The 21,932-nt window shown below is 60.3% G+C and carries 17 protein-coding genes and 3 pseudogenes; 14 read left to right on the top strand and 6 right to left on the bottom strand.

Annotated elements, in window-relative coordinates; translation table 11 throughout:
* Together IHQ72_RS12930 and IHQ72_RS12935 are read left to right on the top strand one after the other, a co-directional pair.
* Complete coding sequence (locus IHQ72_RS12930) at positions 1–594, top strand: Pycsar system effector family protein (RefSeq protein WP_258122780.1); 594 nt, start codon at positions 1–3, stop codon at positions 592–594.
* A 142-nt stretch (positions 595–736) separates the two neighbouring features.
* Positions 737–1,714 carry a LysR family transcriptional regulator gene (locus IHQ72_RS12935; RefSeq protein ID WP_258122781.1) on the top strand — a complete coding sequence of 326 codons (978 nt, stop codon included), beginning with the start codon at positions 737–739 and terminating at the stop codon, positions 1,712–1,714.
* A 405-nt stretch (positions 1,715–2,119) separates the two neighbouring features.
* Here the strand turns inward: IHQ72_RS12935 and IHQ72_RS12940 are convergent, their stop codons facing one another.
* Positions 2,120–2,548 carry a hypothetical protein gene (locus tag IHQ72_RS12940; protein ID WP_258122782.1) on the bottom strand — a complete coding sequence of 143 codons (429 nt, stop codon included), beginning with the start codon at positions 2,546–2,548 and terminating at the stop codon, positions 2,120–2,122.
* A gap of 301 nt (positions 2,549–2,849) precedes the next feature.
* On the opposite strand from IHQ72_RS12940, the pseudogene IHQ72_RS12945 reads away from it, so the two are divergent.
* A pseudogene (locus IHQ72_RS12945) lies at positions 2,850–3,571 on the top strand (IS5 family transposase).
* Between the two features lie 119 nt (positions 3,572–3,690).
* Here IHQ72_RS12945 and IHQ72_RS12950 read toward each other — a convergent pair.
* Positions 3,691–4,992, bottom strand: a complete 1,302-nt coding sequence (locus IHQ72_RS12950) for an NAD(P)/FAD-dependent oxidoreductase (RefSeq protein ID WP_258122783.1) — start codon at positions 4,990–4,992, stop codon at positions 3,691–3,693.
* 462 nt (positions 4,993–5,454) lie between these two features.
* Here IHQ72_RS12950 and IHQ72_RS12955 point away from each other — a divergent pair, with 462 nt between their 5' ends.
* The 11 genes from IHQ72_RS12955 to IHQ72_RS13005 all read left to right on the top strand — a co-directional run bounded on the left by IHQ72_RS12955 (position 5,455) and on the right by IHQ72_RS13005 (position 16,441).
* Positions 5,455–6,102: a hypothetical protein gene (locus IHQ72_RS12955; protein ID WP_258122784.1), complete on the top strand. Its 648-nt coding sequence runs from the start codon at positions 5,455–5,457 to the stop codon at positions 6,100–6,102.
* 27 nt (positions 6,103–6,129) lie between these two features.
* Positions 6,130–7,548 (top strand): Dyp-type peroxidase, encoded by a 1,419-nt coding sequence (locus IHQ72_RS12960; protein ID WP_258122785.1) that lies wholly within the window; start codon positions 6,130–6,132, stop codon positions 7,546–7,548.
* 19 nt (positions 7,549–7,567) lie between these two features.
* Entirely contained in the window at positions 7,568–8,689 is a 1,122-nt protein-coding gene (locus IHQ72_RS12965; RefSeq protein WP_258122786.1) for a DUF4331 family protein, read from the top strand.
* Between the two features lie 2 nt (positions 8,690–8,691).
* On the top strand, positions 8,692–9,525 hold the full coding sequence (locus IHQ72_RS12970; protein ID WP_258122787.1) for an acetoacetate decarboxylase: 834 nt from the start codon (positions 8,692–8,694) through the stop codon (positions 9,523–9,525).
* Positions 9,522–10,217 (top strand): malonic semialdehyde reductase, encoded by a 696-nt coding sequence (locus IHQ72_RS12975; RefSeq protein ID WP_309508849.1) that lies wholly within the window; start codon positions 9,522–9,524, stop codon positions 10,215–10,217. The genes IHQ72_RS12970 and IHQ72_RS12975 overlap by 4 nt, the downstream gene beginning before the upstream one ends.
* Positions 10,218–10,291: 74 nt before the next feature.
* Positions 10,292–11,077 carry an SDR family NAD(P)-dependent oxidoreductase gene (locus IHQ72_RS12980; protein ID WP_258122788.1) on the top strand — a complete coding sequence of 262 codons (786 nt, stop codon included), beginning with the start codon at positions 10,292–10,294 and terminating at the stop codon, positions 11,075–11,077.
* Positions 11,074–12,171 carry a tetratricopeptide repeat protein gene (locus tag IHQ72_RS12985; protein ID WP_258122789.1) on the top strand — a complete coding sequence of 366 codons (1,098 nt, stop codon included), beginning with the start codon at positions 11,074–11,076 and terminating at the stop codon, positions 12,169–12,171. Before IHQ72_RS12980 ends, IHQ72_RS12985 begins: the two co-directional genes overlap by 4 nt.
* Positions 12,168–13,586 (top strand): dihydrolipoyl dehydrogenase family protein, encoded by a 1,419-nt coding sequence (locus tag IHQ72_RS12990; protein WP_258122790.1) that lies wholly within the window; start codon positions 12,168–12,170, stop codon positions 13,584–13,586. The genes IHQ72_RS12985 and IHQ72_RS12990 overlap by 4 nt, the downstream gene beginning before the upstream one ends.
* A gap of 16 nt (positions 13,587–13,602) precedes the next feature.
* A complete protein-coding gene (locus IHQ72_RS12995; RefSeq protein WP_258122791.1) occupies positions 13,603–14,307 on the top strand; it encodes an urease accessory protein in 705 nt (234 codons plus the stop codon).
* Between the two features lie 200 nt (positions 14,308–14,507).
* Positions 14,508–14,948, top strand: coding sequence for a hypothetical protein (locus tag IHQ72_RS13000; protein WP_258122792.1), 441 nt, complete (start codon positions 14,508–14,510; stop codon positions 14,946–14,948).
* 17 nt (positions 14,949–14,965) lie between these two features.
* A complete protein-coding gene (locus IHQ72_RS13005) occupies positions 14,966–16,441 on the top strand; it encodes a DUF3300 domain-containing protein (RefSeq protein ID WP_258122793.1) in 1,476 nt (491 codons plus the stop codon).
* 512 nt (positions 16,442–16,953) lie between these two features.
* Here IHQ72_RS13005 and IHQ72_RS13010 read toward each other — a convergent pair.
* From IHQ72_RS13010 to IHQ72_RS13025, 4 genes and pseudogenes are all read right to left on the bottom strand, one after another.
* Positions 16,954–18,162 carry a S41 family peptidase gene (locus IHQ72_RS13010; RefSeq protein ID WP_258122794.1) on the bottom strand — a complete coding sequence of 403 codons (1,209 nt, stop codon included), beginning with the start codon at positions 18,160–18,162 and terminating at the stop codon, positions 16,954–16,956.
* 357 nt (positions 18,163–18,519) lie between these two features.
* A complete protein-coding gene (locus IHQ72_RS13015; RefSeq protein ID WP_258122795.1) occupies positions 18,520–19,923 on the bottom strand; it encodes a glucoamylase family protein in 1,404 nt (467 codons plus the stop codon).
* A gap of 1,504 nt (positions 19,924–21,427) precedes the next feature.
* Positions 21,428–21,609 (bottom strand): annotated as a pseudogene (locus IHQ72_RS13020) (type II toxin-antitoxin system HipA family toxin); the annotation flags it as partial.
* Positions 21,602–21,854: pseudogene (locus IHQ72_RS13025) on the bottom strand (hypothetical protein). The pseudogenes IHQ72_RS13025 and IHQ72_RS13020, both read right to left, overlap by 8 nt.
* Positions 21,855–21,932 lie beyond the last annotated feature (78 nt).

Here is a 21,932-nt window from a genome sequence, read left to right on the forward strand (position 1 = left end):
ATGCCGGAAACCTCCTCTCTTGTCGACCGCTTTCTGAGATCGGATGCCGGCATGTATGCTGGACCAGGTGAGATCACACGCGAGTATGCCGACAAGATGCTCCTCGCCGCCCTTCAGGAAGCACAAACTGTGGCGCGTTCCTACGACAACAAGGCGCAAATCGTTGGCGTGGGTTACATCCTCGCCCTCAACCTCGTGCTGCGCTTCGGCGATCTTTTGCCGACGCATGCGCCGATCGGGCCGCTGTTCTATGCGGTCGTTTGGGGGATCGTCATCATGCCGATCCTTCAGTTCGGCCAGGTGCTCTATCCGAGCCGGACACGCGCGGAGAGGGAATTCAATGGCAAGACGACTCATGGTTCCAAGACCCTACCGGTGTACTATGTCGACCCCAGCTACTTTGCCGATGTCCGTGACCTGATGCACCAGGCCTTGAGGTCGGACTGGACCTCGGTTTTGGCCACCGAGTTGCTGAAAACGTCACGCGTCAGGATCATAAAGCAGGCGCGCTTCCAACGCGGCCTGATGATGACGGTCGTGTCTTTCATCGTGCTGGGAGGCGAGCAGTTTCTTCGAAGTTTCGCGCTCGCCTAATGAGGAACATGGCAAATTTGAACGAGAGCATGATGCCATCGGTTGAGCTATGCAGCCGAAAAGCAAAGCAACCGATCTGTCTTCCTACCATGGCATGAACTGAAGACGTGCCAATCACAGCGCACGTTAACGGAGAGCTCACATGAAATGGCGTTTCGAGGACATTCTTACGTTCATCAACGTGGTAGAGGCCGGAAGCGTCACATCCGCAGCAACACGCCTGAACATTTCGAAATCAGTGATAAGCAAGCGCATCGGTGATCTCGAAACGGCGCTGCGTGTTGAGCTGTTTCGCCGATCCACAGGCAGGCTTACGCCCACCGAGCTTGCGTGGTCATTGTACGAGCGGGTTGTCCCGCTGGTCCAAGGGATCACTGAAGCGACTCAAGGGGTATCCGAGCGGACTGAGGGCCTGAGCGGGAGGCTGCGCATGGTCGTGCCAGTGTCGTTTGGGACCAACTTTCTGGGGCAAGTGATCGCTGAATTTGCGAGGTGTCATCCGGAGCTGGAAATTGCCGTTGACTTTGAAGACCGGCTAGTGAACCCGACCCAGGGCGGCTATGACCTCGGCATACATATTGGCGATTTGAAAGAGTCGAGCCTGAAGGCTCGCAAGCTCTGTGATTGCTCAAGAATTGTGTGCTGCAGCCCGGAGTATGCAACGAACTGCGGCCTGCCCAAAAGCGTCGCGGAATTGGCGCAGCACACCTGCATCGGCTACGCGCATGTTCGCAGCAGCGATTTTTGGCAGTTCGAGAGTGAAGGCGTCGGTGGAAGACCGATATCCGTGCTGATGCGCAGCCGAATTGTCGCCAACAATTTCGAGGCAATGAGAGATATGGCGATCGCCGGATTAGGGCTGGTTCTGTTGCCTGAATTTCTGGCTGCTGGACCTCTTCGGGAGGGAAGTCTGATCTCGGCACTGCCCCATGTTACACCTCGGGCCTATACGATTTCGGCTGTTTATCCCTATACCCGTCAAGTCTCATCCAAGGTGCGAAAATTCATTGACCACCTCGTTGCTGCTTTCGTTCCGCCCCTGCCCTGGCACCGGCACATGGATGAGACCGCCGACCCCAGAAGCAGCCAAACCGCCGAACGGACGCCCTTCGCTGCCTAGGCCGTGAACTCATAAACGCGCTGCGCGCCGGCAGACGAGTGTCTGTTCATGGCCAATCTCCGGAAGTCGCTCAGATCGCGATCCTAACCGCGCTCTGGAAGCGCCGATATTGTTGAAAAACTCATTGAAGTGCGTCCTGAGAGCCTGGAACGGAACAGTCGCCGGAAAGTGATTCCTGAACGCAGCTAGGCTTAATCAAATTTGCTCCCGACGGAGCAGAGTTGTGCCCTCAAAGGAAAACTGATTTCAGCAGCTTCCGACTTCGAAGGCATGGTCGGAGTTTTTCAACACAATCCGCCACAACCGGACATTCCGGACGGCCTAAATTGGAGGCGATCTTCGGTCGATCGCCTCCACAACCTAAGCGGAGGCAGGGAAACTCGAATACCCGGTGCTGCCTAGACGCTAGGCCACTGATTTGGCTTTCGCGGCGGCCATGCGGGCGTCGATCGCGTCGAGCGTCGCCATGGCAGCTTGCTCGATTGCCGCATTGGCATAGTCGATGGCGAATGCTGCCTCCCATTCCAGGTCGTCGGCACGCATGTCGGCGACCTTTACGTCGAGCCCGCGCTTCGTCTGCGTGACGCGCGCCTTCAGCGCATTCATGTCGCCGGCGACCTTTGCCTTCACGGTGTTCCAGTCCCTCGCCATGCTGTCGCGGGTGGACTTGAGATCCTGGTTTACCTTCTCCACTGCGGCGGTTGCCGCGAGGCGAGCCTTCTCCAGGCGGGCCTCGATCTTGTCATGGGCTTCCTTTTCAGCCGCCGCGACAGCAACTTCCACATTCTTTGCGCGAACCGACATGGCCGCCAGTTGTTCGGAAAGTAGCTTCATTTTCTGTCCTTTCGGTGAGAGGTCCGGTTGGGAACGAATAGTTCCGCCCCAAGCCGCAATTGCATCATGAAGCAGAAGCGCGACATGGCCTTTGACGTGGATCAATAGCGCGACCCTTCGTTCGTTCGGCCATGTGACATTCTGATTTGAGTGACGCGGCGAGGTCTGATGGGGGTCAATCGCGTCGATTTCGCAATGACGGCGACATGTCCGGTCAGCGGCTAACTCCGGAAATCCTGGTTCTCTGTTGAAGGCGTTTTGCTGGACGTGATCCAAGCTCCGAAACCGGAGCTCTCGAATCATGCGGTATGGTCTCAGCGACTACGAATGGAGTGTCATTAGGCCGATGCTTCCGAACAAGCCACGCGGCGTTCCCCGTGTCGACGACCGGCGCGTTCTCGATGGCATATTCTGGGGCTTACGATCGGGTGCGCCGTGGCGCGATCTGGCAGAGGGCTACGGTCCGCATACGACTTGCTACAATCGCTTTGTCCGCTGGCGGAGGGCTGGCGTCTGGGACCGGATCATGGATACACTTCGGTCGTGCGCGTGCACCAGCACGGTGCCTGTATCGCAGACAATCGCGAGCAACACATGGCTCGTTCGCGAGGCGGACTGACCAGTAAGATTCATGCGGTTGTGGACGCCGATGGTCTGCCGGTCCGCCTCGGCCTCACCCCCGGGAGAGGCGCATGACAACAGGCTATGTTCGCCGCTCCTGAGGGGACTGCATCAAGGAACAATGTTGCTGGCAGATCGTGGATTCGACGCGGACTGGATCAGGCATCCTGCCAGTGAACAAGGCGCGTGGGCGAACATCCCGCCGAAACGAAATCGGATCGAGCCGATCTGCTTCAGCGCTTACCTTTACCGAGCGCGCAATTTGGTCGAACGGTTCTTCAACAAATCAAGCAATGCCGACGTATCGTCACCCGATATGACAAGCTCGCCGCCAACTACCTCGCCTTCATTAAATTAGCGTCAATCCGGCTCTGGCTGTGCGCTTATGAGTCCACGCCCTAGCTGAACGCAAGACCGCAGTTCGAACCGGGTACCCACACCGCGGTGGAGACGCAGTTCCAAGGGTGACCACGTCAACAGGCTGCAAATCTTTGCGCCCGAGGTGCGCTGCCGAACCATCGTCAACTGATTCGGATACTCGGCTGCACCAGCGCGTTGATCCGCTCCGCGAGCCACAGCACGACCGCACGGTGCCCATGGAGCGAGAGCTGGTGGCGACGGTAAAGCATAGAGTGACTCAACTGCGCGAAGCGGCCCTTGATGAAGCCCCCTTTGAAAAACCCGAAGCGGCCCAGCGTCCCGAAGGCATTGTATTCGCTGAGCGCTACCAATGCGCCGAAGTCGCGGAAGTTGAATGGCGGCACCGGCGTGCCTTTCCGGAGCAAAACCGGCAGATGGCGGATCAGATGCAGCGCCTGTTGGCTGGCGACCTGGGCAGTGGCCGGTAGCGGTCGGTCTGCACCTTTTGGCACAAGAGTCGCGCAGTCTCCCAAAGCGAAGATGTGCTGCTCGCCCTCGGCCATCAAGTCAGGGCCAACCACGATTTGGCCAGCGCGGTTCAATACCAGCCCGCTCTCGTGGAAGCTGCAGGACGCCCGGATCCCTGCTGCCCAGACCTTCAGCGCCGCGGGCACGCGTGCGCCGCCTTCGAGCAGGTAACCTCCCGGATCGGCCGCGAGCACCTTCACGCCAGTGCGCACGTCTACGCCCAGCTCGCGCAGTTGGGACTCCACAGAGGTGGACACCTTTTCAGGAAATGCGCCGAGGATGCGCGGTGCCGCTTCCAGCAGGGTCACCCGCAGGCGGCAGCGGATCTCCGTGTTGCCGTAGGCTGATGCCAACTCGACCATCCGGCTCAGCTCGGCAGCCAGCTCGACGCCAGTCGCGCCGCCGCCGACGATGGCAATATTAATGTTATCGCCCTCCGCCAAGCTGCGCACTACCCCCGCGCGCAGCCGGGTGTTGAAGGCGTCAGCCTGGTCCGGACTGTCGATGAAGTGGCAGTGCTCGGCCACGCCGGGCGTACCAAAATCGTTCGCACGGCTGCCGTAGGCTAGAACCAGCAGGTCATAGTCCAAGTCGCGGCCCAGCGCGACCACCTCGCCGCCTGCGCTCAGCCGCGCGAGCCGTATGCGCCGCGCCGTCCGGTCGATCGCATCGACCTTTCCGGGTACGTACTCGAAATGATGCGCGCGTGCGTGCGCAAGGTATTGCACCTGCTGCTGGTAGATGTTCCAGGTGCCAGCCGCGAAGGTATGCAGCATCGGCTTCCAGACATGGATCCAGCTACGGTCGATCAGGCTGATCCGCGCTCTACCGCGGCGGCCCAGCGTCTCTCCTAGTCGGGTTGCAAGGATCAGGCCGGCGACACCACCGCCAACGATGATGACGTGTGGTCGTTGTTCACGCGGCGTTGACTTCACCAATGGCTCTGCATTCGGGGCTTGGGCACTGTGGTCGGAGGTTCGTAGTGGCATGCGTCAAGCTCCTATAAAACGCCAGCAGTTTCCGTCCGACATTTAAGCACTGCGCTGCATTTTGAATGTTCGATTGTATCGAACACCGAGTTCGCTGAACCATCTGATGTTCGATTTTCCAGAACACCGGGTTCGTGAATGAGAACTCCCAATCTGGTCCCGTCGGAGTTACTTGATGGCTACCGGGTCTATGACCAAGCAGCGGAAACAATTCGTCTGCACGAATTTGATTGGAAACTGTCCTGTCGGGTCCAAGCGACCACTAACCTACCCACAGCCGTGGAAATCGATCCACACTGTATTCTAAGAGAGGTTTTCTCAATGACTGACAAGCACGACACTTCAACAGTCCGGTCCGGACCAAGCACAAGCCCCGCGTCTTGGGACCTGCGTCACCCCGGCTCCATCATGAGAGGCGCCAACGGCGAGGAGATCCACGAATTCTTGGGCATGTGGCCCCTCAAGCCCGATGCCGACCTCGTTGGACTCAGAGATGCGCTGAGCCGCGAGGCACCTTTCTGGGGAGGGCCCGGAAAGACGTTCTCCGAGGCGACGACGCACCTTGGCCTGATCCGGACGGCGCGCTGGTTCGTCGGCACCAGCACCGAGTTCGGTCCCACTCTCTACTTCGTCTCGCAGTTCGATAGCAGCCTGGAGAAGTACTTCGACGACTTCGTGCTCAACGGGAAGACGAATCTCGAGAAGATCTGGGGCACGTGCATCGGCTGTCCGACGGGCCCGAACGCGACGGCGCGAGACATCGTGCAGTACGTCGCGCGCGGGCAGATCAAAACTCTGGTCTGTTACGACGCCCTTCCGAGCCTCACCCTGGGCCAGATCCAGAAGATGGCCGACTGGTACCAGAAGACGCAGAAGTTCCAGCGCGCGGTCTTCGCCGGCGACGGCAACCTCGAGGACAAGGTCAACGCCTTCTTCGCCGAGCTGGCCAAGCCCTACCCATTCGTACCGAGCGGCGCCGACATCGACGCCGACGTCGCGAACGAGCAGCAGTTCACCGACGTGCCCGAGCGGTTGGGCGTGAAGAAGGCCGCGTAGACGGTCTGGCGTGGAAGGGGCGCGATCATGAGCACTCGAGCTACGAGGCGAAGTCTGGCCGCCTCTGATTTGAAGGACCACCTTCACGATATCCAGGACAACGTGGTCGCGCCCATCCTCATGCGCTACGGGCGCCACATCTTCGTGAAATTCACCGACGGCGCGAAGGCGCGCGAGTGGTTGCGCAATCTGCGCGACCGCGTCAACGCGCGGCAGCAAGAGCACGGCACGCGATTCACGGTCAACATCGCGTTCACCTACGAGGGGCTGAAGGCGATCGGGCTCTCCCGGCCGTCACTCGCAAGCTTTCCCGAGGCGTTTCGCGTCGGGATGCGGGGCCGTGCGCGCGTCGTGGGCGATGTCGGGCCGCACGCGCCGGAGCACTGGCAGGGCGGCCTCGGCGGTCCCGACATCCATGCGATGGCCTGGCTTCGCACCGATTCCGACGACGGCCGCGAAGAGGCGATGCGAATCTTTCGCGCCGAGCTGGAGGCGACCGGCGGTGTCGAGATCCGCTTCGTTCAGGATACGATGGCATTGGCGCATGAAAACGGGATCGGATCGGAAGGCCAGCATTTCGGTTTTGTTGATCCGATCTCGGAGCCGCCGATGGAGGGGGCGAATGTACCTTCCTATCCTGGCGATGGTGTGCTGGAGCCAGACGGCACGTGGCGTCCGCTGAAACCGGGCGAGTTCCTGCTGGGTTACGAGGATGAGGCCGACCCGGCCGGCGCGCAGGCGCCCGAGCCGTTCGAACTGCGGCTGAACGGAACGTACCTCGTCTTCCGCAAACTCTACCAAGACGTCGCGGCATTTCGGCGATATTTGGCGACGGCCGCGAAAGCGCTCTACGGTTCCGACGACCATAATCATCAGGAACTGGTTGCGGCCAAGATGATGGGCCGCTGGCGCAGCGGGTGCCCGCTCGATCTGTCGCCCGACAAGGACGACCCGGCGATCGCGGCGGACCCGCAGCGTCGCAACAACTTCACCTATGCCGGCGACGACGAAGGCCTGCGGTGCCCGCTAGGTTCGCACCTGCGTCGCAGCAATCCGCGGACGACGCCCTTGAAGCGCGCGACCGCGGTGAGGCGGCACCGATTGATCAGGCGAGGCGTCGAGTACGGTCCGCTTCTGAGCGAAGGCGCGCTCGAGGACGACGGCGTCGATCGCGGCCTGATCAACATGTTCATCCAGGCCGATGTCGAACGGCAGTTTGAGTTCGTCCAGAAGGAATGGATGAAGAGCGGCGAGTTCATCGGACTTGATCCGAACGAGCAGGATCCGATCAATGGTGTCGGCGGCGAAGGTTCGCAAATGCTGGTGCCTGGCGCCACCCAACCGTTCCTGTTCGATCTGCCGAACTTCATCAAAGTGAAGGGTGGCGAATATCTGTTCGTTCCAGGGCTGAAAGCCCTCGAAGGCTTGATCGAGCAGAAATTCTGAGAGTTGGGAAGTAGGTATCATGTCAGACCATTTCAGCGGCCCTGCGGTATTGGGCGATCCAGCAGTGGACATCACTGATTTCTACGCGTTTGCGAGTCCCGAACGACCGGGAAATCTCGTCCTGATCATGGATGTGTTTCCGATGGCGACGTCGCAGTCCTACTTCAGCGATGTTGTCAACCACCGGTTTCGACTGCGGCCGCTGACGCGATCGGCCGGGAGCGTTACCTGTGGAGCGGCAGAAGAAACGATCGACATCCGTTTCAGTGATGTGCCGGAAGAAACTGCGGTTCAGAAAGGGCACATCGTCACATCCAATGGGCGCGAGGCGAGCTTTGTCGTCGGGAAGCCGTTCGAACAGGACGGCTTGCGCGTCTTCGCGGGACTGGTCAGCGACCCGTTCTTCATGGATGTCGAGGCCACGCTTCGCACCGATATTTCGGGCAAGCTGTCCTTCAACACAGCTACAAACACCGTTCAGTTTCGCGACGTCTTGTCGATCGTCGTCGAGGTGCCGTTTGCGCCAATAGTTGAACGATTCGACGGCGTGACACTGACCGCCGCTATCTCGGAGATCGTCGTTACGCGCCGGGGCAAGCCGATCCGCCTCGAACGCCTCGGGCGGCCGGAGATCAAGAACGTCGTGATTGCAAACTCAGCTCGCGATCCGCGCACGAGGGGGGTCGAACTTCGCGATCTCTACAATCGGGAGGACGCTTTCGCGCTTTCCAGGGAGTATCGGTCCCTTTACGAGTCACGTCTCGATGCGAACCTGGCCTTCTGGGATGGTCTCGACAGCAAGACTGCATGGCCGTCTGAGCCGGACGGGCGCCACCCGTTGCGCGATCTGCTCATGGACGATTTTCTCATCCTCGATCTCGGGCAAGCATTCGCCCCCGGAAGCTTCCTCGAGATCGAGCGCGCGCTGATCGACAACCGGCCGCACGCGAGCGCCGGCGGCCGCTGGCTCGACGACGACATTCTCGACGAGCTGCTCACGTTGCTTGCCAATGGTGGGCGAGGCGAGCGGCTGGGCGACGGGGTCGATGCCCCCACGAAACCGGCCAGCCGAACCTTTCCTTACGTACGCGAGCCTAACCGGCGAGCCGACCTCCCCCTACCCGAATTTCTGAGGAGTTGAACATGCAATCGTTGACAGGCAACAGCCCCGTCGTGCCGGGCGCTGCATCCGGGACTAACAAGTTCCTGCAATATCCGGTGATGCCGACGTTGAGGCCCGCCTATCCGCGCGGTCCCTGGCACTACAAGGACATGCACCAGCTCGTCGTCACATACGAGAGCACTGCGGAAGCTGTGCGCGCGGTTGTACCACCACCTCTCCAACCTGCCGACGGCAACCGCGTCACGATGGAATGGCGGCGGATGAGCGAGGTCAGCGGATTCGGGCCGTACACCGAGGTCGGCCATTCAGTGGCGTGCACGTTCGAGGGCAAGCCGGCCATCTACGTCTTCCAGGCATTCCTCGACAGCGAATCGCCGACGCTCGCCGGCCGGGAGATCCTCGGCTTCCCCAAGCGGTATGGCGAGCCCGACCTAAAGACGGTGCGCGAGGTGCTGACGGGCACCCTCAATTATGGCGGCGTGCAAGTCGCGCTTGCGACGATGCCGTATCGCGCGGTCGACCTGTCGGATCGTTTAGCCGAGATAGAGCAGGAGCTGCAGACCACCCAGCTCGTGCTCAAGCTGCTTCCCGACGTTGACAACCATACGCCCAAGGTCGCCCAGCTCATCCGCGTCGGTATCTACAATGTCAAACTGAAGGGCGCCTGGGGAGGGCCCGCAGAGCTGTTCATGGTCCCGCACGTCGGCTGCCCGGTGGCGGCGCTTCCGGTCGTGCGCGTGCTCGAGGGTCGACAGCATTTCTGGGACATGACTCTGAGCGACGGTCAAGTTGTCCACGACTACCTTGCGGTCGAGCGTGAGAACGCGCTGAAGGCGGCGGCCGCCCTGCTGTGAACGCGCGCGCCGCTGAGTGCGGCGGCTCGCTCCTAATGAATCCTCCAATCGCAACCTGGGAAATTCGAATGACCATCACTGTAGACCGAAAGAGTCTGGGCCGCGGTGAGCCGCTCGGCGCCGCCGCCATGGCCCAGCTGTTCACCGAAGCGCGGACACACCACCATTTCCGCGAACTTGCCGTTCCTGGCACGCTTCTGCGCGAAGCGCTCGACCTCGCCAAGATGGGTCCGACCGCGGCGAACCAGCAGCCGCTGCGCGCGCTCTTCCTGCGCTCAACGGACGCTAAGGAGCGGCTGCGTCCGGCGCTCATGCCCGGCAATGTCGAAAAGACCATGGCAGCACCGGTCGTCGCGATCATGGGCCATGCCGTCGACTTTTATCAACAGCTGCCGTTCCTGTTCCCGCACGCCGATGCGAAGAGCTTGTTTGCCGGCAATCCGGAGTTCGCTGCGCGCAGTGCTGCGCAGAATGGAACCCTTCAGGTCGCCTACTTCATTCTCGCGCTGCGCGCCGTCGGCTTGGATGCGGGTCCGATGACCGGGTTTGACCCGGCCAAGGTCGAGCAGGAGTTCTTCCCCGACGGCAAGATAAAGGCCAACGTAATCATCAACATCGGCTACGGCAACGACGCCAAGGTGTTCCCGCGCGGCCCGCGGTTCTCATTCGACGAGATGGCGACGATCCTCTGAGGCCGCAACCCAAAAAGGGGCGTCGCGCCCGTAGTCGCGGAGCCCACCCCATCGTCACAACAGGAGAATTGGATATGAACTCTTTGAAGGGCAAGGGCGCCGTCGTCACCGGCGCAGCATCAGGCATCGGCAAGGCGATTGCGGCCGGGTTCGTTGAAGCTGGCGCTAGCGTACTGCTCTGTGATCTCAACGCCAATGCGCTCGATGCCGCCGCCCGCGAGATGGGCGATCACGCGGTCGGCCGCGTCACCGACGTGTCGGACGAGGACCAGGTCGAAGGCGCGATGCACGCGGCTCGCGAGGCATTCGGGTCGCTGGACATCGTGGTCAACTGCGCGGGCTTTGGCGCCATTGTGCCGCTGACCGAACTCACCGGTGACAAGTGGAAATCCGTCCAGGCCGTGACTCTCGGCGGCGTCTTCTACGGGGTAAAGCACGCGGCCCGGCAGATGCTCGAGCAAGGACGCCCCGGTGTCATCATCAATATCTCGTCGGTGAACGCACGGCAGCCGGGCGAGGGGCAGGTGGCCTATTGCGCGGCAAAGGCCGGCGTCGACATGATCACGCGCTGCGGCGCGCTGGAACTTGGCGGTCGCGGCATCCGTGTCGTCGGCATCGCGCCAGGCCTGGTGGAGACACCGTTGACGCGGAAGGAGTTGGAAGATCCCGCTAAGCGCGAGCTCTTCTTGAACATCATCCCGATGAAGCGCGCGGTTGAAGCGAAAGAAATTGCTGCGGCCGCCGTGTTTCTCGCGTCGGACAACGCTAGATCCATCAACGGGGATACGATTGCGATAGACGGCGGTTCGTTGACGTGCGGCTACCCGGCACTGCTCACCGGTCTAAAGAAAACATCATGACCAATACCGGGCGTTATACCAGCGGTCCAATCGTCCTCGCCAATCTTGCGGCATCGATCGATAGTCTGGAGCTTCGTCGTGCGGAAGGTGCGGCCTTCGATAATCTGGTAGCGCTGTCGAAGTTGCTTTTCATTCGAGGTGACGTGCTTGGTCGTATGGCGGATAACGAGCGGGCGGAACTCATCGCCACGGAGGCGATTGCGTCGTCGCCTGATGCAGCAACTGGGTTCTATATCCGTGCACGGCTCGCTGGGCGTTTTCATCGCTTTGAGGAAGCGAGCGTGCATCTCGATCAAGCGTTCGCAGCCGGATATCCCCGAAACAAGATTGATGCCGAAAAGGCGGCGCTGCTGCAGGCGACAGGACGATACGATGCCGCGCTCCTCCTACGTGACAGACTAGTGCAGGACGATCCCGGGATTCACACGCTTGGCGCGCTGGCATCACTCCTGGCGGAAATGGATCGATGGGCGACGGCGGAAGCCACCTATGCGGCTGCAATCGATGCCGACGATGGCGTGTCGCCGCTCCCATGCAGCCAGTTGCTGTTTGAATGGGGCGTGAGCGCGATGCGCAGTGGTGATCTGGACCGGGCGGACGCTATCTTCGCTGAACTCGAGGCCATTTTGCCCGGGCACGTTCCAGGACGAGGACATCGCGCGGAAGTTGCGCTCGGGCGCGGACAATTGCAGCTCGCACTGATGCTCGTCACGCCGTTGCTCGAAACCTCCGACGATCCGGAATATCGCGCCACCTATGCAGAGATCCTAGCCGCGCATGGCAACGCCAAGGCTACGCGCGAAGCGGAACGTGCGGCATCAGCCTACGAAGTGTTGCTGGCGCGACGGCCCGAGGCCTACGCCGACCACGCGGCTGCCTTTTTCATAGGCATCGGTAACCGACCGCAGCGGGCGGTCGAACTGGCATTGGCCAATCGGAAACTCCGCGATACACCGCGCTCGCGGAACCTTCTAGCCAAGGCGCTGCGCAACGCAGCGAGTTTGGCCGGTGCGGGCAGCACGCATGTCTCCAATCTCATGTCGCTAAGAGGGACCGGGCACCGGTTCGGGCATCCTCAGGGAGCCACAAGGTGACGGACGTTGTCGTGATCGGCGCCGGACCGGCTGGAGCGGTTGCCGCGCTACGCGCCGCGGATCTGGGCGCGCGCACCACGCTGGTCACCAGCTCTGGTTTTGGAGGCATGGCCGCAAACGACGGGCCGGTTCCAGTGCGCACTCTGGCTCACGCAGCCCGGCTGATCCGCGACGTTCGACAATTAGGTCAATACGGTATTGCCGTGGGCGAGCTGGTGCTGGATTACTCCCGGTTGCTGGCGCGCGTTCGCGGGGTCGTCAGTGAGGTGCTTGCGCACTCCTCCTTGCGCGAGCAAATCGATTCGGCCGGAGTTACCATCCACGAGAGGGCCGGCGCCACGCGCTTCGCAGACCCTCATACCATCGTCACCGAAACAGGCCTGCGTCTTCAGGCCGACAAGATGATCATCTGCGTCGGCGGTGTCGGCCGGCGGCTTCCCATCCCGGGCTTCGAGTTCACGTGCACCCATAGCAGCGCCTTCTCATTGACCGAGGTTCCTCCGACTATGCTGGTCATAGGCGGCGGGGCAACGGGGGTGCAAGTCGCGTCCATATTCAATGCATTCGGCTCGCGGGTTGAGCTCTTTGAGACTGGTCCACGCATCCTCTCAGGTGAGGACGAGGATATCGCAGCCGCTGTCGCTACGGCTTTCCGTGAGGCAGGTATCGTGGTGCATGAGAACTTCGGCATTATCGACTCCTTCGAGAAGACCTCGGCGGGAGTGCAGATGAATTTCTCCAAGAACGGCGAACGGGACTGCGCCGAGGCCACGCTTGCTGTGGTGGCGGCGGGCTGGGTGGCAAATACCGCCGAACTCAATCTCGGCGGACTGGGCGTCCTGACCGATCATCGAGGGTTCGTAAAAGTCGATGACTACCTAACGACGTCCGTGCCCAACATCTTCGCGGCAGGCGATGTGACCGGTCGCCTAATGTTGGTTCCACCTGCTCTGCAGCAGGGTTTCGTGGCGTCAACGAACGCGGTTTTAGGCCCGACCGTGCGGCTCGAAGAGAGCGTAAATACGAGCGCCGGATTCACCCATCCGGAGTATGCGAGCGCGGGTCTGACGGAAACAAAAGCCCGTGAGACCCATGATGTCGTGACCGCGGTGATCCATTTCGACTCGACCATCCGTACGATTATCGACGGGCGAAAGGTAGGCTTTTGCAAGCTTATTGTAGATCGCAAGACAGCAAAGATATTGGGCTGTCACGTCGTTGGTGAAAGAGCAGTTGAGATTGCCCAAGTCGCGGCAATAGCCATTTCTGCGGGATTGCGAGTGGATGATTTGGCTCGGGTCCCACTCGCGTTTCCTACCTATACAGGAAACCTTGCGGACGCGGCCGCCAGCGCGGCCCGCCAACTCGAGCTGCATGTGGGCTGTCAAGCGCCTGAAAACGCGATGTCGCGATAGGGACGAAGGGTGTCCGATGACGTACATACCGATCCTCGGTCTGGGCTTCCTCCTGGGAATGCACCACGCGCTAGATGCAGACCATATTGCGGCAGTCTCGAGTATCGCGGCGCGCCGAACCAGGATGACCGACATCCTCAAGCACGGCCTGACCTGGGGACTGGGTCATACGTTGACGCTGTTCTTGTTTGCCGGCGCTGCGATCGTGCTGGGTCGGAGGATTCCAGACCTACTTGCCGAGCCCCTCGAAGCTGCGGTTGGCGTCATGCTCGTCGCCCTTGGAACTCACGTGCTGTGGCAGCTGTGGCGCGAGCACGTGTATCTTCGCGGACGCCACCGTTGCGTGCCGCAAATTCACTCATACAGCGGCTCTGGCGACGGGGTTTCAAATTGGAGCTCGGAGCATCGGCCCGAGCATGGGTTTCGCTGGCGTTCGCTGGCCGTGGGGCTGATGCACGGCATGGCCGGGTCGGCAGCACTGCTGGTCCTTGCCGTGTCCCAATTTGCAGACCCGCTGCAGGGCCTGGCCTACATTGTGCTGTTCGGCCTGGGCTCAATGATCGGGATGGGCGCGCTGTCGAGCGTCATTGCCGTGCCGCTCGTGGCCTCGGCGCGTTTGCTCACTGGGATGAACCACAGTCTTCAGGCGGCCGTCGCTCTTCTCACGGTCGGAATCGGCGCCACGACAATTTATGCAATTCTCGTTCATGCAAATGTTTGACCAGGGTGAACCATTCAACGTGGCCGGTCTCAGTGACGAGGCCAATGGGAATGGCGGCGAGGCGGGCAAATGCGAGTCGCGATACCAAAACGCTTTTCCTCTCGCGTTGGCCGACGTCCTTGTCCGCCACCGTGAGGCCTCGGCGAACATCAACTCGTCCGCGACGCCGGCACCCGACCGGAAAATTCAAGAATAGCCCCATGACTCTGGACCCAGCGACCATCTCGGCCCTTTCGGCACTTGCCGGCTCCGCCATCGGCGCCTTGGCCTCCGTGGCCACGACCTGGTTTACCCAGCATCATCAGGACCATGCGCAGCGCCTCGGACAAGAAGGCTCACGTCGAGAGCGGCTGTTCGGCGAGTTCATCGACCAGGCATCGAAAGCCTATGCGGACGGCGTGGTTCAGGAACGCCTTGATGACCCCGCCAAGCTGGTTCCGATGTATACCGCCATGAACAAGCTTCGCCTGTTTGCGACGCCAGGCACCATCGGGGCTGCAGAGGCCGTGCTGGTACTTGTTGTCGATACATACGAGAAGACTTCGACCGCGCTGGAGGCGCGGAACTCCCACATCACCGCCCATGACATCCTGCGGGAATTTGCAGATGCCTGCCGCGCGGAGCTGACGTGCCTGCGCTGACTCCAAGGAAGCTTTCCATGCCGATCAAGTTCATCAGCGCTACGCCTGCCGGCCTAGCATCTTCAAGCTTAAGCGTGCGGGCAGGCATCGACAGGCGAAAATCGCTGCTGCGGGCGGCGGCCGTTCTCGCGGGCCTGTCGTTGCTGGTCCTTGCAGCAGCCAGCCCAACCCATTCATACGCCCACGAGCAAACCTCTGCCGGGACTCCTCACCGCGATCCGCTGAGCGAAAGGGAAATGGAGGTGTTGGTGGCGCGCATCGCGCTCTATCCCGACGAGTTGGTGGCCGCAATCGCGGCGGCATCCTTGTATCCCCTGCAGATCGTTGAAGCCGAAAGATATATGGAGCGCTTCAAGACCAAGCCGGAGCTGAAGCCGGACAAGGATTGGGACGGGAGCGTCATCTCGCTCATGAACTATCCCGAGATCGTCAAGATGATGAGCGACGATCTCGAGTGGACGCAACACCTCGGCGAGGCAGTGGCCTATCAGCAAAAGGACATGCTCGAGGCCATCCAGCAGTTGCGCGAAAGAGCCGTTGCCAACGGTATCATCAAGAGCGACGACAAGACCGTGGTCGTCGTGGAGCGCGAAAAGGTCATTATCAAGTCGGCCCGGGCAGACAAGGTCTACATACCGGTCTATCGATCAGAGGACCTCTACGATTCGAGCTACGCGTCGAAACGGGTAAGCTACTACTCCGACTCCTATTCGTCCTACTACGATCCGACCGCCACTTACTACGCCGCTTATGTCACCGGCGTTGCCTGGGCCGCCGCCGTCGACTGGTACGAAGGGGAGACCTGGAGCGGTTACGGCCGCTGGGGCAAAGATGTTGAGATCAACTGCGACGACTGCTTCAACGATCGGACCTTCAACGGCGACATCAGTTTGAACCAGGTCGATTGGACGAAGGTCGATAGCTCCAGAGTAACTTTTGACAAATCACAGCTGACTAGGCTCGATCACAACACGCTGTCCAGGGATCTGAAGGCGGACGGTAATAACAGTCTGGCCAAAAGAGCCGCCGACCTCAATCCGCATCGCCTCGAGACACCGCCGGACAGTCGTCAAATAATGAACGGCGAGAGCTTGCTCAAGGGGCTCAAAAACGCAGCCCCGAGCAATCGGTTAGGCGAAATCGGACGCGCCCGAAGCGGGCTCGCTAAGCCGTTCGCCGGCAAGCCGGGGATGGCTGGCGCCAAGTCCAAGCCGCACGCCGGGGGCCGCGCGAACCCCTTGGCAGGAAAGCCGAAACCCGGAGCGCGCATCGGGGCGCGGCCTCGCCACCCGGCTCCGAAACGTGACATCATGCGCGGCCGCGGTCCCCGCGCTTTTTCCCATGATCCGCGCCGCCGAGACCAGACGCGGGGAGGTAAGCCGCAGTTCAAGCGGCCCATCCGTGGCGGAGGAGGCCTCACCGGCCCACCTCGGCCCAACGTGCCGTCTGGCGGCCCATCTATGCAACCCTTCGGCGGCCCTCCTCGGCTGTGAAATCGCCAGAGCACAGAGTAACTGGGTTCAACCCCGACGCGGTCTGGCAAATGGGTCGAGAACTGAGGCTCATCGGCTTGCAGGCCAATGGTCGACTCGCGCGACATAGCAGCAAGTGATAACGGCAAACTCCTGCCAGAATCCGCGACGTCCGCTGGCGACCAGCGTCTGAGTGAGGGGACGTGGAAATTCACTTCAGCGTCCAGGACGGTGAGCGCCTACCTATCCGCTCCCCCAACTGCATTACACTCTGGGGATGCTGCGGCGTGATGCATCCGGCAAGATCGTCAATGCTGTTTATCGCTGCTGCACGAACGGCTGCTGCGACCTGCAGGAGCTTCCTGGAGCCCACTCTTGCCGAGAAAGTTCCAGCCGGCCAGCCGCTGGTGTCGCTCATGGCCGCTTAGAATTGAGAGCATTTCCGGTTCTAGCTCCATAGAGGGCGACGCGCTGTTCCCACCGTAATCACTGCGAGCGCTACGGCTTTTGGCGTCACCGCTCTGGTTGAGCGCCTACTCACTTTTGGCAGGCGAAACAACCTTGCCGTGAAGAATGTCGATCGCCGCCTTGAGCTGCACGTCCGTGATGCTTTGATTGCTTTGAAGTGAGTAATCTAAACTGCTCGGCTTGCCTTCTTGAACAACCACAATATCGGGATCTATGCCCTTCGATTCAATTGAGCGCCCAGATGGGGTATAGTATCGAGCAGTTGTTAGCTTAAGTCCGCCTTGCTCGCCAAGCTTAATAATGGATTGTACTGTACCCTTACCAAACGATTTTGTACCTACGACTGTTGCCCGCTTTTGATCTTGAAGAGCGCCAGCAACGACTTCGGCACCTGAAGCAGACCCGCCATTGATCAGGACGACTACAGGCATTCCATCAGCTAGATCTCCGGTTCGCGCGCTGAAGCTTCGGGAGTGCTCCGCGCGACGGCCGCGGATCGAAAGCACCTCACCAAAATCGAGGAAGGAGTCGGACACCGAGACAGCCTGCGTCAGCAGGCCGCCCGGGTTGTTTCGCAGATCAATAATGTAACCTTTGAGTTTTCCTCCCGCCTTTTTCTTAAGTGAGAAGACTGCTTCCTCCAGCTCTTCCTGTGTTCCTTCAGTGAAGGTCGATATACGAACATAACCAATGTCCAAATCCAGGATCTGCCACTTGATTGATTGCGTACGGATTTCATCACGTAACAGCGTCACGTCGAAGGGGTTGTGTCCTTTGCGGAGAATAGAGAGCGTAACTGGAGTACCAGTCGCGCCCCGCATCCGATCAGCCGCTTCGAACTTGGACATAGCCTGCACCTCGTCGCCATCTATCCTGGCAATAAGGTCGTTTGGCATCAGCCCAGCCCGTGCAGCCGGCGTTTCATCCACTGCGGCGACCACCTTTATCAGGCCGCCCTCCATAACGGCATCTACACCAATTCCGCCGTATTTGCCTTGATTCTGGAACAACATTTCATGGAAGGCCTCGGGGTTAATGTAGGTAGAATTGGCGTCGAGCGATTCCAGCATACCCTTAATAGCTGCATCCAATAGTTTTTCACCATCCGGCGAGTCAACAAAATCGGATTGAATGCGGAGGAAAATTTCGCCAAAGAGACGGTACTTTTTCTCTACGCCAGAACCCGATTGGGCGTTCGCACCGTAGACGCTCTGCAACGTGACTATTGCGGTCAAAACGCATGCGAGCGCATAACTACCCGTTCGTCTGTTCATTCCGGCTACCCGTCCTTCAACACATCGGGATATGGGCCACACCTTCACCGCGGGAGAGAATGCAAAGGCGTGGGGGCGCGGGCGTTACGCGCCTTGTTTCCACTTCAACGTGGACCAAGTCGGTATGGCCACATAGTCGTGTCCTGCGGACACCAGCGTGCAGCGCGTAGTGCTTGACTGCCGCACCACACGGAACTGCCGCCGTTTGAATTTTCCATTTTAATCTCGACGTGGCCAAACGCAACAAGGTGGCGAATTGCGTGGGCCGATCCAGCCGACCCTCCCACCGTGATCAGTCCGAACAGAAAGCCGGAGCGCATGATTGCACGCCGCGTTTTAGTAGAGAACACGTGGTCCTCATGACATGGCCGCGGCGGCTTTCGCGCGCTGGGAGAAGCCGAGCCTCGCGAGCCCGATCTGGATCTCCGGACAGCTCATGAATAGGCGCCACAAAAGCCCGCTCCGGTAGTTCTCGATCATGACCACGATCGGCCCCTGATCGATCGCCAAATACGAGTCCGCGCACCAACCCGTCGAAGGGCTGAATGCATCCCTGAAGCCATACTCGCCCCACAGCCGGTCGCCGCGCGAAGCGAAGTGGCGAAGCGCCAGCTCGCATTCCGCGGGGGCATAGGGGAAGGAGCCGAGGGCGCCGGACGGAGTGATCACTCCGAGGTCGCGGTCGGGAGCGTGCGCGACATAGCCGTCAATACTGTCGCTCGCTGTTAGCCCCCAGCAATCGGCGCCATAGCCTTCGAATTTCCCTGGATTACGAATGCAGTGCGTCCGGTTGATATGCGTATAGGCGACGTTCTGATGCCAATAATCGGCATAGCGATCTCGAAGCGCCCTCGGATCGAGGCCGAGGAACGAATAGTGCGAGAAGAATAGGGGACCGCCGTGATCAGGCCCGAGAGGCGGCCGCACGCCTTCAATGCTTCGGCCGTTGGCGAAGGCCCGGCCCGCCGTCCAACCGCGGTGATAGACATCCGGCTCGATCGAATGCCGTGCGGCAGACGCGGCGAGGATGAATGCAATCAGGCATTCGTTCCATCCGTGGATCGGGAGGTCCATCGCCCATCCGTGCACCGGGCTCCAATGCCAAACGAGCGCCTCGGAGCCGCGGGTGTACCAGTCCCATTCGACCTCCGACCACAGAGCGTTGATAAGGCTGCGCAAGACGCGTTCCTTAGCGTCCGGCCCTCGAAAATATTGCCGCGCAGAAAGGAGCCCGACCATCAGATATGCCGTCTCGACAATGTCGCCGCCGTCGTCGAGGTGACTGAAGGGTATCGTTCGGCCGCTGTCGCCGTCCAACCAGTGAGGAAAGGCGCCGTGATGGCGCTCGGCCTGGCCGAGGAAGCACACCATCTTAATCAGGCGGTCGAGAGCGTGCTGCCGGCCGATCCATCCGCGTTCGACACCGGCAAGGATCGCCATGATGCCGAATCCAGAACCGCCGGTCGTGACGACATGCGGTGTCGTGTTGCTCCGCTCTCGGGCTAGCCCGCTCGTGGGATGGCCGAACTCCCAGAAAAATCTGAGGGTCTGTCGCTGCACAGTGTTGAGGAGCTCGGCCAGAGCCTCGTCCGGACGAGGGCCGTCGTAGTGCTTGCGGCCGATGAAGATTCTGGGCGGCTTTTCGATCGCGACCGGAACGACGTGCGCGCCACCGCCGCCGCGGCCGCTGGGGTTCGGTCCCTGGTCAGGAGACGGCCAATTGCGGTCATCACGGAGCGCGCGTGACGCAGTGTACCGCAAGCGGCAGTGCGGTGTCGAAAGGGATGTCTGTCCCTTGGAGATGTCGTCAAAGGGGTTGGTGCGTTGGGCTTGTCTGCTGCTGAAGTGAGAGCACCGATCCCCTGCCAACGGCAGGCGCTCCTGCAGCGATTGCGGAGCATTGCTTTCGAATGGCGCGATCGGGTCAGTATCTGTCTGGAGGGAGTTTAGCAACATGGTTCGCGCCGTCCTTACCGTTGAGGTCAGTATAGTTTGCCGGCGACGAACCACTCATTGTGCGCAAGTAGACGGAGATGCTACGGATGTAAGCGGAGCTAAGGTTTTGGTCTAAAAGCCTCATACTTTGGTGTGATCATGCGACGAGTCCGCATACAGCTTGCCAGCTTCGTGCGAGGCAAATGTCCATCGAATGTCGGCTTTGGAGAGACCTCGGGAACATCGGCAGATGGCGCGACTTTGTCGTCGCAGAGCAGGGCTCCGGGCCGGCAGCTCGTGAGGATGATCCGGGTCCGGCTTTCCAGGTCAGACCAACTCACCTGCAGATTTCCTCCTGCCGCATCGCGGTCGAAGCGATCTTTGCCGCAGCCAGGAACGGGTATCTAATAACGCGCGCAAGTCTTGGCCAATCCTCGATCAGAAATGTCGAATTACTGAGCGAGTGTGGCAATGGGTGTCGACCAAACGAGGTCATACAATTCTTGTCGGGTTAAGGTGCGCTGCATTGTGTATTCCGGACGAAATGATGGGGTGAGGCAGACCTGTCGCGCTTCTCATTAGAGGCAAGAAGATGGTGGAAGGCTCAAAGGATATCTTCGGAGACGATCTCATATGGTCGTCTCTATCCGGCCTCGCAACGTTGCTTTACGCCATGCGCCAATAGCCAGCATTAGAGTGCGATCGAAATCGGACGGCAATTGGCGCCAGCCTTGTCGCAGTAGCGCTCGACAACTGAGCTAGCGAGCCACCGCCAGCCCGCGATTTGCCATCTCGGCCTGCTTCGCTTTGGAATTCCCTGCTTAGCTGCTAAATAATTCCCTGTTAGTGCGTACAGGGAATTTGGTGCTAAAGCATTGAATCTGCGCAGCGATTTCTTATGGAAAATTGCGCCAGGCCCTCAAAAACCTCGAAATTCACTGTTTTTCGGCACCTATCAGGGAAAATTGGACAGAGACTGGTTCGCCAGAGACTGCGACCACCACCAAAATATTAAATATCAATTACTTACGCTTAATTCTTCGAGATCGAATTGAGCGTTGTCGGGTAAGTCCGCTAGTTTTGAAGGAAATGGTTTTGGGCCCGTTCGTCAATTTTCTCCGTCTCGTTGATGGCACCCGTCACACGTAGCTCAAGAACTCCGGCTTCGAAAGACCTTCCAGCGATGCATGCGGTAATCGGCGGCAATGGCGTGCATTTAGGCGGGTTCTGACTTCGGCCGAAGGCTCAAAACACTCGAAGGCTCGCCACTAGGCTGATCTCGGCCGATCGGGCAGCCGAGTCGCCGAAAAATTGAAGTAACCTGCCGGCGGGGGGCAAAGGCGCCGCGGGTGAGGGCGAGAGCTGTCTCCAGGGAGAACCGGTCCGGGTCCTCGAGCCATGCGCCGTGATAGTCGAGGCGGATCGTCTTTGTGCCGCCGACGCGATTGCCGCTCGCCAGTCCGACGGGCGCGCGCGGCCGCCAAGATAGATATGGACCTCGAAGTCAGCCATCGCTTAACGTCCCCGCCGACCGTTGAGGTGGACATGCTTGGGCAGTTCTGCGTTGGCCAGCGGCTGGCCAACCCTGTCGTTGGCGATGTCGGCGATCTGGCTCAGGCCGTCGAGCGCGATGTGAAGGCGCGCTCGGCCACCACGGCCATAGGGAGGCGGCGCCGCCGCCGGGCGTCGTGGATATCCGCCCCCAGCTTGCGCAGGGCGCGTCTTACGGCGGCTGGAGGATTGTGGGGAGTGGGGATTTTGACACCTTCGCACTACAGATTAGCTGAATATGTAGCACGAAGATTACAAATTTTCGAGTTGAGCGTTCGCGTCAC

It is taken from the genome of Mesorhizobium onobrychidis, from assembly GCF_024707545.1.
Lineage (GTDB): Bacteria > Pseudomonadota > Alphaproteobacteria > Rhizobiales > Rhizobiaceae > Mesorhizobium > Mesorhizobium onobrychidis.